This is a genomic window from Pectobacterium aroidearum, assembly GCF_015689195.1.
Lineage (GTDB): Bacteria > Pseudomonadota > Gammaproteobacteria > Enterobacterales > Enterobacteriaceae > Pectobacterium > Pectobacterium aroidearum.
In genome coordinates, this window is sequence record NZ_CP065044.1 from 3,662,020 (window position 1) to 3,677,794 (window position 15,775).

Sequence of the window (15,775 nt, forward strand, 5' to 3'; positions counted from 1 at the left end):
CCGCATAACCATAACGATGCGAGCAGGCTAAAATCGCATCAAACGGCAAAACGGCGCGTATGTATCGCTTTAAAATCCCACTCCATCATCATTATTGCTTCAATTGATCTATTCTTTTGCCGATTATCTAATCGGCATTTTTTTGCGCGCGACACTACCTCAGAAAATGCTGTTCCCCCTTCCCTCTCAAACCGCGCGCCAGGATTCTTTCCATTCAGACCGCTAATTATGGTAAAAATAGGCCCTTGTTACGTCGACCGGATAGTCTCGTTAGGATGAGTACAACACTGAATTCCAACCCGTTATGCGTCAATCAGCCTCTGCCGGGCAAAAAGGCACAGACAGCGACGCGCATCGTTTTCTTTGTTGCGGGTTTCGCCATGGCCTCCTGGGCACCGCTGGTGCCATTTGTCAAAACGCGGCTGGCTATCAGTGATGCCTCTCTGGGGATGTTGCTACTTTCTCTTGGTATTGGTTCGCTGCTGGCTATGCCGCTCACCGGTTTCCTCACCAGCAAGCTAGGGTGTCGCAGCGTGATTTTGCTGGCAAGCGCACTGCTTTGTCTGGTATTGCCCGCATTGACGCAGGCAGGCACATTACCCGTGATGGCGATAACGCTGCTCTTTTTCGGCGCATCTATCGGCATGATCGATGTTGCGATGAATATTCAGGCCGTCATCGTAGAACGTGCCAGCGGCCGGGCGATGATGTCCGGTTTTCATGGTTTCTTTAGCGTCGGGGGGATTGTCGGCGCAGGCGGCGTCAGCGCCCTCCTGTGGCTTGGTCTCTCCCCGCTAATGGCCATCCTGACGATGGTTGCGCTGGTACTGATATTTATGGCAGTGGCGCACAAACACCTGCTGCGCACCACGAATCAGGATGACGGCGGCCCACTGTTTGTCATCCCGCGCGGCTGGGTGATGTTCATTGGTTCACTGTGCTTCATCATGTTCCTGGCCGAAGGTTCCATATTGGACTGGAGCGCCCTCTTTTTAACGGTTGAACGCAACCTGAGCGGCGCGCAGGCAGGCATGGGCTATGCCGCGTTTTCCGTCGCGATGACGCTGGGCAGACTGAACGGCGACCGTATCGTTAATGCGCTTGGACGCTACGCGATTCTTACCGGCGGCAGCCTCTGTGCCGCACTCGGTCTGGTGTTAACGATCAGTATTGATAATGCGATCACCGCGATTCTTGGCTTTGTGATGGTCGGTATCGGCGCATCCAATGTGGTGCCGATTCTTTTCAGCGCGGCGGGAAATCAAAAGATCATGCCGCCCAATCTGGCCATCGCCTCGATTACAACCGTGGGCTACGCTGGTATTCTGATCGGCCCGACCATTCTCGGCTTTATTGCACAGTTCAGCAATTTGGCTACCGCATTCGGGTTTGTCGCACTGTTGTTGCTGGGCGTCAGCGCCAGTGCGCGTGCCGTCATCCGCTAATCAGGAGCGTTAATTGATGCCAGCAATGATTCTGCGTTATTTTTCTCTCCTTACGGTGTTATCGCTCCTGATTACCGGAACGTTCAGCTATAGCTACATCAACGACTTGCTGGCGGACAAAAAACACTCTCTGACAACCATTGCTCAGGGCATACAAAAACGTGTCGATACCTACCGTTTCTTCACCTACCAAATATACGGCAGCTTGAACAGCGAACCGTCCGCGAGCGATACCAACATTACCGCCATTAATTTAATGCCCAATGTTTTCTACGTAGAAAAAAACGGTCAGAAAACGGACGCGCTGATTTTTGGGCAACACGATAAAGGCACGCTGACGTCGGTTCGTCGGATATCACGCTATCTGGATATTCTCTGGGGAGCGGAGAACAGCGTCTATTCCATGTATTACCTGAATGGTATCGACAATAGCCTGACGATGATTTCCACGCAGACCCTGAAAGATATCTCTTCGCAGTTCCGCGGAAATTATATTACGGTCATCGCCGAAGCCCGCCGGACAGAAATGCTGCAACAGGCGAATGTGTTAGACGAGCGCGAAAGTTTTTCCCCGCTGCGTAAATTACGCTTCTATAACGACTACTATTTTACGCTGCGCACCACATTCAATCAGCCAGGCCATCTGGCGACAATTCTTGCCTTCGACCTGCCGATTAATGATTTAATCCCAGACACGATTCCGCGTGAGCACCTTATGCTGAAGCCGGATACGCCCGCGGCCAGCAATATGGACAGCAGCAGTAATGGCGAAGGTTCGGCTGACGTGCAGCTTCATGGCTCCAATATTGAAATCTCCGCTACGCTCGTTAATGCACCGCTGAAAATCGTTTTTCAGGTTCCCGTAAAAACCCTGATTATTGATTCATTGCGTAATAACGTCTGGCTTCTGCTGCTGAATCTGGTTCTGCTGATTTTATCCCTCGCTGGCTTTTATCTTTTCCGTCGGAAGTATGCACATCCCGTAGAGGATTTATCGCATCAGTTGGAAAAGAAGCTGGATATTTACCGTGAAACCACGAGCAGAATTCCGATGGGCGTGCTGGTTTATGACTTCAGCAGCAATAAAATCATCATACAAAATGAGCGTGCCGAGCATTTACTTCCGCACCTGAGCCTGCAAAAAATCACCAATATGGCGGACGAACATCAGGGCGTTATTCAGGTCACGATCAATAATGAAATGTATGAAATCCGCCAAATTCGTAGCCAATATTCGCCTGATTATTGCCTCTTCCTGCTGCGTGAACAGGATAAAGAGATTCTGGTACAGCGGAAGTTGCTGCTGGCTCAGCGTGAATATGAAAAGAATATTCATGCCAGAAAACGCTTATTCCAAAACCTGCTCAGCGAATTCAAACAGCCACTGATTTCACTGCAACAGCATATCCATACGCTGCGCCACAGCGGTACGGAAACGGTACAGACACCAACACTAGATCAGCTAACGGCAGATACTCGCTGTGCTATCGAACTGCTGGAAAATATCGCCTTGCACGAAAAGCTCGAAGCGCAGGAATGGACCGTGGTTAACAACAGCTTTTCGCTGCTGGCGCTAATGGACAATGTTCTTCTTGAGCTACTACCACGATTGAACCAAAAAGGTCTGGCCCTGTTTCATCATTACAACCTGGATAGTAATCAAACTTACGTGGGTGATGCCGAGCTGTTGAAAAAGACGCTGGCGCTGCTGCTGAATTATTCAGTGACCAATACGGATTACGGCAAGATTACCGTGTCGGTTGACAGAAAAAATAATGAGTCGGATACGTTGATTATTCAGGTCAGCGATACGGGAACGCATGTTTCAGGCAAAGAGCAGGAAAATATCCGTCATCCTTTCCTACACCCCGCCACTTCCGATCGTTTCGGACAAAATTCAGGATTGACCTTATTTTTGTGTAATCAACTCTGTAATAAACTGGGCGGTGCGTTAACCATCAACAGTAAGTCCGGGTTAGGTACACACTATATTCTGACGCTAAAACTGGAGCCGGAAGCGCTTCCCGTTGAGGAAGAAAAACTGCTGGATGGTATTACCATTCTGCTGGATGTGACATCTGATGAAGTACAGCATATTGTCGGCAATATGCTGACGGGCTGGGGAGCAAATTATCTGGTTAGCGATGAACGCCAGATTAATCAGGAAGCAGATATCTGCATTACTGACGACCCGGAGAACAAGACAGATTATACGCTGCTGTTGAGTCACGACGATGACACATTAACGCCTTTGGGCCCGCGCCGTTTGCGGGTGAATTATAATATCAGCCACCTCCTGCTGGAGGCATTACTGAAGCTGATTGAGCTACAACTGGAAACATCACCCGATGCGCTACAGGAAGGGGAACAGGATGATGTCGAGTTTTACGCCGCACAATTGGCATCAAGCGACTATTATTCGCTGTTCGTGGAGACAGTACCGGATGATTTAAAGAGGCTGTATACTGAAGCGGAAGCAGGCGATTTTCCGTCACTTTCGCAGACGGCACACCGGCTGAAAGGCGTGTTTGCCATGCTGAATCTGCATCCTGGCAAACTGTTGTGTGAACAGCTTGAACAGCATATTACCGCGCATGATAGTGAAGAGATCGACGCAAACCTTCATAAGATTGAAAGGTTTGTCAGTGCACTACTATCCCCAGAAGAACCTAAAGGGCAGCAAGGTAGCCAACAAGATGAGTAACCAAAACGATGAGTAACTTAAACGTAATTATTGCCGACGACCACCCTATTGTCCTTTTTGGCATCAAAAAATCGCTTGAGCAGATTGAATGGGTCAATGTGGTTGGCGAATTTGAAGACTCAACAGCGCTTATCAACAACCTGCCTAAGCTGGACGCTAACGTTTTAATTACCGATTTATCCATGCCTGGCGATAAATACGGCGATGGCATCACCCTCATTAAATACATTAAGCGCCATTTTCCTCATCTCTCTATTATTGTTCTCACCATGAATAATAATCCGGCGATTCTGAGCGCGGTGCTGGATTTGGATATCGAAGGTATCGTTCTGAAACAGGGCGCGCCGACCGATTTACCCAAAGCGCTGGCTGCCCTGCAAAAAGGGAAGAAGTTCACGCCGGACAGCGTATCCAAAGTGCTGGAGAAAATCAGCGCCAGCGGCTACGGTGACAAACGCCTGTCACCGAAAGAAAGTGAAGTGCTGCGCCTGTTTGCCGAAGGTTTTTTGGTCACCGAAATCGCCAAAAAACTCAACCGCAGTATCAAAACGATCAGTAGCCAGAAGAAGTCAGCGATGACCAAGCTGGGCGTCGACAACGATATCGCCCTGCTGAACTATCTGTCTTCCGTTAATGGCGGCGCAACGCAGGTCGACTAAGCCTTTCCTCACCTGCGCCAGCAACCGCTGGTGCAGGTTATTCCCCAGATGTTCTCGCCTGACGCACCACGTTACTGTAATACGCCAGCGCCTGCTGCAAGGTATCCAGCGTAACCGGTTTTGACAAACAGTTATCCATCCCCGCGCCGAGGCAACGTTCCCTTTCTTCCGCCAATGCATTTGCCGTCACGCCGATAACCGGGAAGCGTAATCCCTGCTCGCGCATGCGCTGTGTAAACAGATAACCATCCATATTCGGCATATTGACATCCGTCAGTACGATATCGATATGATTTTTGCTCAATACACCCAGCGCATCGACGCCATCATTTGCCGTTATGGCCTGATAGCCCAGAGAACCCAGCTGATCCGCCAGCAGCCGACGGTTGATGGGGTGATCGTCAACCACGAGAATCATAATGTCGCCATTCTCATCCCGCACATAGCTGGCCAGCGGCGGTGAAATCTCGGTGTGCGTTCTGTCCTCGTTTTCTGAACGATAAATTTTCTCCAGCAAATCGGGCAGATGTTGAGGTGTGGATGTCCCTTGTACCCAGTGTCCTGCACTCACTTCCTGCGCGGCCCCATTATGGGCGCCGCTCATTACAATATGTGCCCGAACAGTGACGTCCTCTTCTGACACGTAATCGCTAATCATCACATCATCAGACGACACGGTTTGATTCTGATAGCGCGCCACCTGCAATCCCTGATCCTGCAACAGCGTCAGCAGATAAGCTTCCAGCCGGGCATTACGTATTCTCAACCAGCACATCTTCCCTTGCAGGCTGGCATTGATCGCCGCAGGCGCATAACGTGCTTTATACAGCGGAATTCTGACGCCAAACAGGCTGCCGAGCCCCGGTTCCGACTCGATGGTAATGTCTCCATCCATCAGATTGACCAGCTTTTCACAAATTGCCAGCCCTAGCCCCGTCCCCTGAAAATGACGCTGAACGCCGCTCCCCGCCTGGAAGAACGGATCAAACAGCTTCACCGCCTCGCGGGGTTGAATCCCTACACCGGTATCACGCACCACAAATTCCAGATAGCCATCGCGGCAGCCAACTTCAAAAATGATGCAGCCCGTGTCCGTAAACTTGATGGCATTACTCAGCAGGTTAGACAACACCTGCTGCAAACGTACGGGATCGCCAAACAGGCTGACCGGTACTTTTGGATCGATAAAGCAGTACAGCGTCAGGCGCTTTTTCACCACCAGTGGAAGATAGTTGCTGGTGATGTGGCTGATGACCTCATGCGGCGCAAACTCACAGGGTTCTATCTTCAACTGCTCCGACTCGATCTTGGAAAAATCGAGAATATCGCTGATGATCTTCAGCAGCAGCGAGGAGGAATTGTTCATCGCCGCCACCAGACGGTTGGCGTCCTGCGGCAGCGATTTGGTTTGCAGTAAATCGAGGTTACCGATAATTCCGTACAACGGCGTACGCAACTCATGGCTGACGGTGGCCAGGAACATCGATTTAGACTGGCTTGCCTGCTCGGCGGCATTCGCCATTTCCTGTAGCGACTCTTCCATTTTGACGCGCGCACTGACATCCAGCAGCACACAAATCGCCACGTTTTCATTACGATAGCGCGAATGGACAAAACTGATTTGCAGGTGATGATTACGGCTGGTCATGACATCCACAAACTTGGACTGCTGTTCGCAAATGATGCGGGTAATGCGCAGCCTGTCCTCGTGGGTCAGCAGGTTGAGATAGTTGTGCGCCAGCTCGTTACTGAGGATGTTCGTACCGTCATTGATACGCAGGATACAAATCCCTACCGGTGCCGAAGCCACAATTTTGCGGTTGAATTGCTCGTTCTCTTCCAACTGGAACGCATTCACTTCTGCTGGCAACAGCATTTTCCGCTCAAACACCAGCGCCAGCACAAACAGTAAGATAGCCGATAGCATATTCAGCACCAGCATATTGATCATCAAGGCACTGATATGGGAGAGCAGCACCTTTAACGGCAGCGAATACACGATACTGAATGACGTCGGCGGCAGCGACTTCTTCAAAATGAGTTCATCATAACCATTCACATAGCCGAAATAGTTATGATCGGAGGGATAGCCATCTACCGACGAAGCGTAACGCCCTTTATCATCGGAAAACTGCAAAACCACCTGATTATATTGATCTAGCAACCGCGCCCCGATCGGGAATTTACCTATAGTGACGAAGTCATCCAGACGAATCGTCTGTTCAATCCCCATGATGACTTCCAGCTTGTTATCCACATAAATCGGCGTCAGCGCATATAAATAGCCGACATCGGGGATAGACGCGGGGGTAATCCAATAGAGCGTTTCATCGCGCCCGGTTTGGGTGCGATTCTTCTTCTGATCCTGAAACCGATCCTGCACGTTTTTAAGCAAGTTATCGCGGTCGAGCGACTGGTTACGGATGCCAAAATCAACCATACAGCGCCGATCGCCGCCGACAAAAAAGACCCGGTTAAGATCGTAGACGGCAGAGAAATTATCCTGCCAGCCGTTAAAGAAATGACTTAATGAAAGCAGTGCCGCATTCCCGCCATATTGCGTGGAGCAGGTTGCACCGGGCGCAAGCGAATAAACGGAGACACCAGGGCCTCCTTCCATTGGCGATTCTGCTTTTTCTCGCGCCAGCACCAGCCGATTTGCCGCCAGATACTGGAGTTCACGCACAATATCCGATGCGTGTCGAATATAGCCCTGCGACTGATCAAAGCTGAGGTTATACTCCTGCCGCAGTTCGGACTCTTTTCCATTCAATACTTTAGTGACATAAAAAACGGATATCAGCGCGCCCAGCACCCACAGCATGATCGCCAGAACCCGAAACAAATAGCGGGAAACTTTTAACGTGGTATGGAATGAGGCGAGATATTTCAAGTGGATACCGTTGAATAATGGAAGGACCCGTTTGCTGATACACTACCGAGTGTCGATAAAAAAAGCCAGCGCATCGCGCTGGCTTACTCGACTCATTCCGGTTTAATGGAAAGGCTTATTCGTCATCTTCTGCGATATCATCATCGCCATCAATGTCGTCGATAGCATCATCATCTTCGGCGATCTCGCCTTCGACTTTTACTACGCCATCCAGCTCTTCATCTTCTACCGGCTCGGCTACACGCTGCAGGCCAACAACATTTTCGTCTTCCGCCGTACGAATCAGCGTCACGCCCTGCGTGTTACGGCCAACGATGCTGACTTCAGACACGCGCGTACGCACCAGCGTTCCCGCATCGGTGATCATCATGATCTGGTCTGCGGCATCAACCTGAACCGCGCCAACCACTTTACCGTTACGTTCGCTGACCTTGATAGAGATAACCCCTTTCGTCGCACGCGACTTGGTTGGGTACTCGTTCACGGCAGTACGCTTACCAAAGCCATTTTGCGTAACGGTCAGGATATCGCCTTCGCCACGAGGAATGATCAGCGAAACAACGCGATCTTCACCTTGCAGATTGATACCACGAACACCCGTTGCCGTGCGGCCCATAGAGCGCACCGCCTGTTCGGAGAAGCGAACCACTTTACCTTCCGCAGAGAACAGCATCGCTTCGTCGCTGCCATCGGTCAGGTCGACGCCAATCAGCTCATCACCTTCGTTCAGGTTAACCGCGATGATCCCCGCGCTGCGCGGACGGCTGAATTCCGTCAGCGACGTTTTCTTCACAGTACCGCTCGCGGTTGCCATGAAGATGTGGCGGCCTTCTTCGTATTCACGTACCGGCAGAATCGCGGTGATACGCTCATCCGCTTCAAGCGGCAGCAGGTTGACGATCGGGCGACCGCGCGCGCCACGGCTGGCTTCTGGCAGTTGGTACACCTTCATCCAGTACAGACGACCACGGCTGGAGAAGCACAGAATCGTGTCGTGGGTGTTTGCCACCAGCAGACGATCGATAAAGTCTTCTTCTTTTATACGCGCGGCAGATTTACCTTTGCCCCCACGGCGCTGTGCTTCGTAATCGCTCAGCGGCTGATACTTCACGTAACCCTGATGAGACAGCGTAACGACAACATCTTCCTGATTAATCAGATCTTCGATGTTGATGTCGGCGCTGTTCGCCGTGATTTCCGTACGACGCTCATCGCTGTACTGGGTTTTAATCGCTTCCAGCTCTTCGCGGATAACTTCCATCAGGCGCTCAGGGCTGTTGAGGATATAAAGCAGCTCGGCGATTTCCGCCAGCAGCGCTTTATATTCATCCAGCAGCTTTTCGTGCTCCATGCCGGTCAGTTTCTGCAAACGCAGATCCAGAATCGCCTGCGCCTGCTGTTCCGTCAGGTAGTAGCGACCATCACGGATGCCGAACTCCGGCTCCAGCCACTCTGGACGCGCGGCATCATCGCCCGCACGTTCCAGCATTGCCGCCACGCTGCCCAGTTCCCATGCTTGTGCGATCAGCGAAGCTTTCGCTTCAGCAGGTGATGGAGCACGGCGAATCAGTTCGATAATCGGATCGATGTTCGCCAGCGCAATCGCCAAACCTTCCAGGATATGGGCGCGGTCACGGGCTTTACGCAGTTCAAAAATAGTACGACGCGTCACCACTTCGCGGCGGTGGCGCACAAATGCAACCAGAATGTCCTTCAGCGGCATGATCTTCGGCTGGCCCTGATGCAGAGCGACCATGTTGATGCCGAATGAGGTCTGAAGCTGCGTCTGGGAATACAGATTATTCAGGACCACTTCACCCACGGCGTCACGCTTAATCTCGATGACGATACGCATACCGTCTTTATCGGATTCGTCACGCAGTGCGCTGATGCCTTCGATACGCTTGTCTTTAACCAGCTCGGCAATTTTCTCGATCAGGCGCGCTTTGTTCACCTGATACGGAATTTCATGCACGATGATGGTTTCACGTCCGGTTTTCGCGTCCGCTTCCACTTCAGCACGCGCACGGATGTAAATTTTACCGCGCCCGGTGCGATAAGCTTCTTCAATACCGCGTCGGCCATTGATGATCGCCGCTGTCGGGAAGTCCGGGCCTTTGATGTGTTCCATCAGTCCTTCAAGGCTGATGTTTTCATCGTCGATATACGCCAGACAGCCGTTCACGACTTCCGTCAGGTTGTGCGGTGGAATGTTTGTTGCCATCCCGACGGCGATACCGGAAGAACCGTTAACCAGCAGGTTGGGAATACGCGTTGGCATGACGTCAGGAATCTGCTCGGTGCCGTCATAGTTCGGCACAAAATCGACCGTCTCTTTTTCGAGATCGGCCAGCAGTTCATGAGCAATTTTCGACATGCGAATTTCGGTATAACGCATCGCCGCCGCGGAGTCGCCGTCAATCGAACCGAAGTTACCCTGACCATCAACCAGCATGTAGCGCAGTGAGAAAGGCTGCGCCATACGCACGATGGTTTCATAAACGGCTGAGTCGCCGTGCGGGTGGTATTTACCGATGACATCCCCGACGACACGGGCGGATTTTTTATACGGTTTGTTCCAGTCGTTGCCCAGTACGCTCATCGCATACAGTACGCGGCGGTGTACCGGTTTAAGTCCATCACGAACATCTGGTAATGCACGTCCGACAATAACGGACATCGCATAATCCAGATACGAGCTTTTCAGCTCTTCTTCAATGTTGACCGGTGTGATTTCTCTGGCAAGGTCGCTCATGGAGCCGCTATCCCTCTATTTAGGCATCTACCCGTGTTCAGAAAAGTGAACCGTTCAGTAAGGTGAACTGTTCAAAAGGTGAAAAATTATATCACAAAGCGCCGTTTCGGGGGAAACTCCCTTCCACCCTGAACAGACTGTTTTGCCACTGAACCTTTATTTTGCAGAGAAAGGTATCCCGCAGAGAAAAACGACACCGCTGCACGTTGCGACACGAGGGAGTATACTCGCGGCAGTAGAAGATGACGAAAGGCAGCGATAACAGATGAATGTAGAAAATCAAACTCCGAACGTTGACCACCAGGAGATTGCCAAATTTGAGGCTATCGCTTCACGCTGGTGGGATTTAGAAGGTGAATTCAAACCGTTACACCGCATTAATCCACTGCGTCTGGGTTATATTTCGCAGCGCGCGGAAGGCCTATTCGGCAAGAAAGTGCTGGATGTCGGCTGCGGTGGCGGCATTCTAGCCGAGAGCATGGCGCGCGAAGGCGCGGATGTTACCGGACTCGATATGGGCGCAGAACCGCTACAGGTCGCGCGTCTACATGCGCTGGAAAGCGGTGTCGCCGTCAATTACGTGCAGGAAACGGTAGAAGCCCATGCACAGGCGCATCCGGGCCTCTACGATGTCGTCACCTGTATGGAAATGCTGGAACACGTTCCAGACCCGCAATCCGTGGTGCAGGCCTGCGCTAAATTGGTCAAACCCGGCGGACACGTCTTTTTCTCCACCATCAACCGCAACGCGAAAGCGTGGATGATGGCCGTGATCGGCGCCGAGTATGTGCTAAAAATGGTGCCGCGCGGCACGCACGACATTAAGAAATTCATCCGCCCGGCTGAGCTGATGCACTGGGTTGACAGTACGCCGCTGCGCGAAAAGCATATCACCGGGCTGCACTACAACCCGCTGACAGACCACTTTAAGCTCGGTCCAAACGTGGACGTGAACTACATGCTGCACACGCGCCACGATAAATAGAGCGGATTCGGAGTATTCTTAAAAGCTGCGCGGTTTTTTGCCGCGCGCCTTCATTCATCTGGTGCCAAAACCAGCAAAGTCATCAGGTTTTCTTTTTCTTATCAGAACCCAGAATAATATTGACATCGCTACAGGCCTTATCAGATGAGGTTTTTAACAAAACATCCTTTCTCAAACCTTTAAATTAACGAAAAATCAACTCTTGTTCTTCAAAGAATCCCCACTACAATACTCACCATGTAGTAGCCGTTTATCAAAAAATATCTATATCTAGTATTTATCCACAGAGTTAGTCACAGGGTTGTTTCTGTGAATAAACGGGGGATATTTTTTATTTTCACCAATAGGTAAATCCCAACATGAACCAGAGCTTGCTCGTTACCAAACGCGATGGCAGTAAAGAAAAAATCAATTTGGATAAAATCCACCGCGTCATTACCTGGGCCGCAGAAGGTTTACACAATGTCTCCGTTTCTCAGGTGGAACTGCGTTCACACATTCAGTTTTATGACAGCATCAAAACCTCTGATATCCATGAGACCATCATCAAGGCCGCTGCCGATCTGATCTCCCGCGAAAGCCCGGATTACCAATATCTGGCCGCGCGTCTGGCTATCTTCCATCTGCGTAAAAAAGCCTACGGTCAGTTTGAGCCGCCTGCCCTGCTGACTCACGTCACCAAGATGGTAGAACTGGGCAAGTACGACAAACACCTGCTGGAAGACTATAGCCCGGAAGAATTTGCCCAGATGGACGCTTTCATCGATCACTGGCGCGACATGAATTTCTCCTATGCCGCGGTAAAACAGCTGGAAGGGAAATATCTGGTACAAAACCGCGTCACCGGTGATATCTACGAAAGTGCCCAGTTCCTGTACATTCTGGTCGCGGCCTGCCTGTTCTCCGGCTACCCGCGTGAGACGCGTCTGGATTACGTCAAACGTTTTTATGACGCAATTTCCACGTTCAAAATCTCCCTGCCGACGCCAATCATGGCGGGCGTGCGCACGCCAACGCGTCAGTTCAGCTCCTGCGTGCTGATCGAATGCGGCGACAGTCTGGATTCCATCAATGCGACATCCAGCGCAATCGTGAAATACGTTTCCCAGCGTGCCGGTATCGGTATCAATGCGGGCCGTATCCGTGCGCTCGGTAGCCCGATTCGCGGCGGTGAAGCATTCCACACCGGCTGTATTCCTTTCTACAAACACTTCCAAACAGCGGTGAAATCCTGCTCTCAGGGCGGCGTACGCGGCGGGGCTGCTACACTGTTCTATCCTCTGTGGCATCTGGAAGTAGAAAGCCTGTTAGTGTTGAAAAACAACCGTGGTGTAGAAGGCAACCGCGTTCGTCACCTCGATTACGGCGTACAACTGAACAAACTGATGTATCAGCGTCTGGTAAAAGGTGAAGACATCACACTGTTCAGCCCGTCCGACGTGCCGGGGCTGTATGACGCGTTCTTCGCCGATCAGGATGAGTTCGAGCGCCTGTACGTGCAATATGAGCAGGATGACAGCATCCGCAAACAGCGCATCAAAGCCGTTGAGCTGTTCTCTCTGATGATGCAGGAACGTGCTTCCACCGGTCGTATCTATATTCAGAACGTTGACCACTGCAATACGCACAGCCCGTTCGATCCGCAGATTGCGCCCGTTCGCCAGTCCAACCTGTGTCTGGAAATCGCGCTGCCGACCAAACCGCTGGACGACGTGAATGATGAAAACGGTGAAATCGCGCTGTGTACGCTGTCTGCTTTCAACCTCGGCGCCATCAACAGTCTGGACGATCTCGAAGAGCTGGCGACGCTGGCGGTACGCGCGCTGGATGCCCTGCTGGACTATCAGGATTACCCGATCACAGCAGCAGAACGTGGTGCGATGGGTCGCCGTACGCTGGGAATTGGCGTGATCAACTTCGCTTACTATCTGGCGAAAAACGGCGTGCGTTATTCTGACGGAAGCGCCAATAACCTGACACACAGAACGTTTGAAGCGATCCAATACTACCTGTTGAAAGCTTCTAACGTGCTGGCTCGCGAGCAAGGCGCCTGCCCGTGGTTCAATGAAACCACCTATTCGCAGGGTATTCTGCCTATCGATACCTATAAGCGCGATCTGGATGCAATCTGTAACGAACCGCTGCATCTCGACTGGGAAGCGCTGCGTAACGACATCAAAGAATACGGGCTGCGTAACTCCACGCTGTCGGCCCTGATGCCGTCTGAAACCTCGTCTCAGATCTCCAACGCAACCAACGGTATTGAACCACCGCGCGGCCACATCAGCGTCAAGGCATCCAAAGACGGTATTCTGCGTCAGGTTGTGCCGGAGTACGAAACGCTGAAAGACGCTTACGAACTGCTGTGGGAAATGCCGAGCAATGACGGCTACCTGCAACTGGTTGGTCTGATGCAGAAGTTTGTCGATCAGGCGATTTCTTCTAACACCAACTACGATCCGTCGCGTTTCCCATCCGGCAAAGTGCCGATGAAGCAACTGCTGAAAGATCTGGTCACGGCTTACAAATTCGGCGTGAAAACGCTGTATTACCAAAACACACGTGACGGTGCTGAAGACGTACAAGACGACCTGCTGGCAGAACCGCAGGACGACGGTTGCGAAGGCGGCGCGTGTAAGATTTAAGCCAATAATAATGAAAGGCTGCAATGCAGCCTTTCATCCTTTTATAGCGGGCGTCCCTGCCCATCCCCTACGGGGCTGCCGCAATCGGCATTAAAAAATGCTCACCGCATTTTTTGGAGAGACTCATGGCCTATACCACTTTTTCACAGAATAAAAATGACCAGTTGCTAGAACCGATGTTCTTCGGTCAGTCCGTTAACGTTGCCCGTTTCGATCAGCAAAAATATGAAATTTTCGAAAAACTGATCGAAAAACAGCTGTCCTTCTTCTGGCGTCCAGAAGAAGTCGACGTGTCCCGCGACCGCATCGACTATCAGGCTCTGCCCGATCACGAAAAACACATCTTCATCAGCAACCTGAAATATCAAACGCTGCTGGATTCGATTCAGGGTCGTAGCCCGAACGTGGCGCTGCTGCCGCTGATTTCTATCCCTGAGCTGGAAACCTGGGTAGAAACCTGGGCTTTCTCGGAAACCATTCACTCACGCTCTTACACGCATATCATTCGTAATATCGTGAACGATCCGTCGCTGGTGTTTGACGATATCGTAACGAACGAAGAGATTCTAAAGCGTGCCAAAGATATCTCTGGCTACTACGACTCGCTGATCGAGATGACCGGCTACTATCATCTGCTGGGTGAAGGGACACATCAGGTCAACGGCAAAAGCGTGACCGTAGATCTGCACTCGCTGAAGAAACAACTGTATATTTGCCTGATGAGCGTAAATGCGCTGGAAGCGATTCGCTTCTACGTCAGCTTTGCCTGCTCGTTTGCTTTTGCAGAACGTGAACTGATGGAAGGCAACGCCAAAATCATCAAGCTGATAGCCCGTGATGAAGCACTGCATCTGACCGGTACACAGCACATGCTGAACCTGATGCGCTCTGGTCATGACGACCCTGAAATGGCGCAGATTGCCGAAGAGTGTCAGCAGGAGTGTTATGACCTGTTTGTGCTTGCCGCTCAGCAAGAAAAAGAGTGGGCTGAATATCTGTTCCGCGACGGCTCGATGATTGGTCTGAACAAAGATATTCTGTGCCAGTACGTGGAATACATCACCAACATCCGTATGCAGGCGGTTGGCCTACCGCTACCGTTCCAGACGCGTACCAACCCCATTCCGTGGATCAACGCTTGGCTGGTATCCGATAACGTGCAGGTCGCGCCACAGGAAGTGGAAGTCAGCTCCTATCTGGTTGGTCAGATCGATTCAGAGATCAGCGACGACGACCTGAGCGATTTCCAACTGTAATCGATGAGCAACCCAACGATCACGCTGCGCACATCCGGTGCGCAGTTTTCCTGCTCAGACGACGGCCCTTCCCTGCTGGATGTGCTGGAGTCCAACCGTGTCAGCATTGAATACCAGTGCCGATCCGGTTATTGCGGCTCCTGTCGGTTGCGTCTGGTAAAAGGCAGGGTGGCCTATCGCCAAACTCCACTGGCCTGCATCCAACAGGATGAAATCCTCCCCTGCTGCTGCATGCCGCAGGGCGACATCGAGCTCGATATTTAGCCCCGACCTTCCCCACGGGCTAATCTTCCTATCACTCGCGCTGGCAGGCGCATTTCCTGCCCGCTTTCATGCTCAAGTGGGTTACACTATCCGCTGACATCATCTTTTGACTGATATATACCCTAAATAATTCGAGTTGCAAGAAGGCGGAGACCGAGAGAATCCCCAG

9 protein-coding genes are annotated in these 15,775 nt (G+C 51.5%); 7 read left to right on the forward strand and 2 right to left on the reverse strand.

What is annotated here, in order from left to right; translation table 11 throughout:
- Nucleotides 1-275 precede the first annotated feature (275 nt).
- From I2D83_RS16435 to rcsB, 3 genes are read left to right on the forward strand one after another with little or no spacing between them, the layout of a single operon-like run.
- Nucleotides 276-1,445, forward strand: coding sequence for an MFS transporter (locus I2D83_RS16435; RefSeq protein ID WP_181830038.1), 1,170 nt, complete (start codon nucleotides 276-278; stop codon nucleotides 1,443-1,445).
- 16 nt (nucleotides 1,446-1,461) lie between these two features.
- On the forward strand, nucleotides 1,462-4,149 hold the full coding sequence (rcsD, locus tag I2D83_RS16440) for a phosphotransferase RcsD (protein ID WP_205946934.1): 2,688 nt from the start codon (nucleotides 1,462-1,464) through the stop codon (nucleotides 4,147-4,149).
- 8 nt (nucleotides 4,150-4,157) lie between these two features.
- A complete protein-coding gene (gene rcsB, locus I2D83_RS16445; protein ID WP_015839395.1) occupies nucleotides 4,158-4,808 on the forward strand; it encodes a response regulator transcription factor RcsB in 651 nt (216 codons plus the stop codon).
- 37 nt (nucleotides 4,809-4,845) lie between these two features.
- On the opposite strand, the gene rcsC is transcribed toward rcsB, so the two are convergent.
- Both rcsC and gyrA read right to left on the reverse strand, forming a co-directional pair.
- Complete coding sequence (rcsC, locus tag I2D83_RS16450; RefSeq protein ID WP_180778310.1) at nucleotides 4,846-7,701, reverse strand: two-component system sensor histidine kinase RcsC; 2,856 nt, start codon at nucleotides 7,699-7,701, stop codon at nucleotides 4,846-4,848.
- Nucleotides 7,702-7,816: 115 nt separating this feature from the next.
- Nucleotides 7,817-10,456 (reverse strand): DNA topoisomerase (ATP-hydrolyzing) subunit A, encoded by a 2,640-nt coding sequence (gene gyrA / locus I2D83_RS16455; RefSeq protein WP_015839393.1) that lies wholly within the window; start codon nucleotides 10,454-10,456, stop codon nucleotides 7,817-7,819.
- 265 nt (nucleotides 10,457-10,721) lie between these two features.
- On the opposite strand from gyrA, the gene ubiG reads away from it, so the two are divergent.
- The 4 genes from ubiG (at nucleotide 10,722) to yfaE (ending at nucleotide 15,606) form a co-directional block, all read left to right on the forward strand.
- Nucleotides 10,722-11,441 carry a bifunctional 2-polyprenyl-6-hydroxyphenol methylase/3-demethylubiquinol 3-O-methyltransferase UbiG gene (gene ubiG / locus I2D83_RS16460; protein ID WP_015839392.1) on the forward strand — a complete coding sequence of 240 codons (720 nt, stop codon included), beginning with the start codon at nucleotides 10,722-10,724 and terminating at the stop codon, nucleotides 11,439-11,441.
- Nucleotides 11,442-11,800: 359 nt separating this feature from the next.
- Nucleotides 11,801-14,086, forward strand: a complete 2,286-nt coding sequence (gene nrdA, locus I2D83_RS16465; protein ID WP_015839391.1) for a class 1a ribonucleoside-diphosphate reductase subunit alpha — start codon at nucleotides 11,801-11,803, stop codon at nucleotides 14,084-14,086.
- 125 nt (nucleotides 14,087-14,211) lie between these two features.
- Entirely contained in the window at nucleotides 14,212-15,342 is a 1,131-nt protein-coding gene (nrdB, locus tag I2D83_RS16470; RefSeq protein ID WP_015839390.1) for a class Ia ribonucleoside-diphosphate reductase subunit beta, read from the forward strand.
- A 3-nt stretch (nucleotides 15,343-15,345) separates the two neighbouring features.
- Nucleotides 15,346-15,606, forward strand: a complete 261-nt coding sequence (gene yfaE, locus I2D83_RS16475; protein ID WP_010284079.1) for a class I ribonucleotide reductase maintenance protein YfaE — start codon at nucleotides 15,346-15,348, stop codon at nucleotides 15,604-15,606.
- The last annotated feature ends 169 nt before the right edge of the window (nucleotides 15,607-15,775 follow it).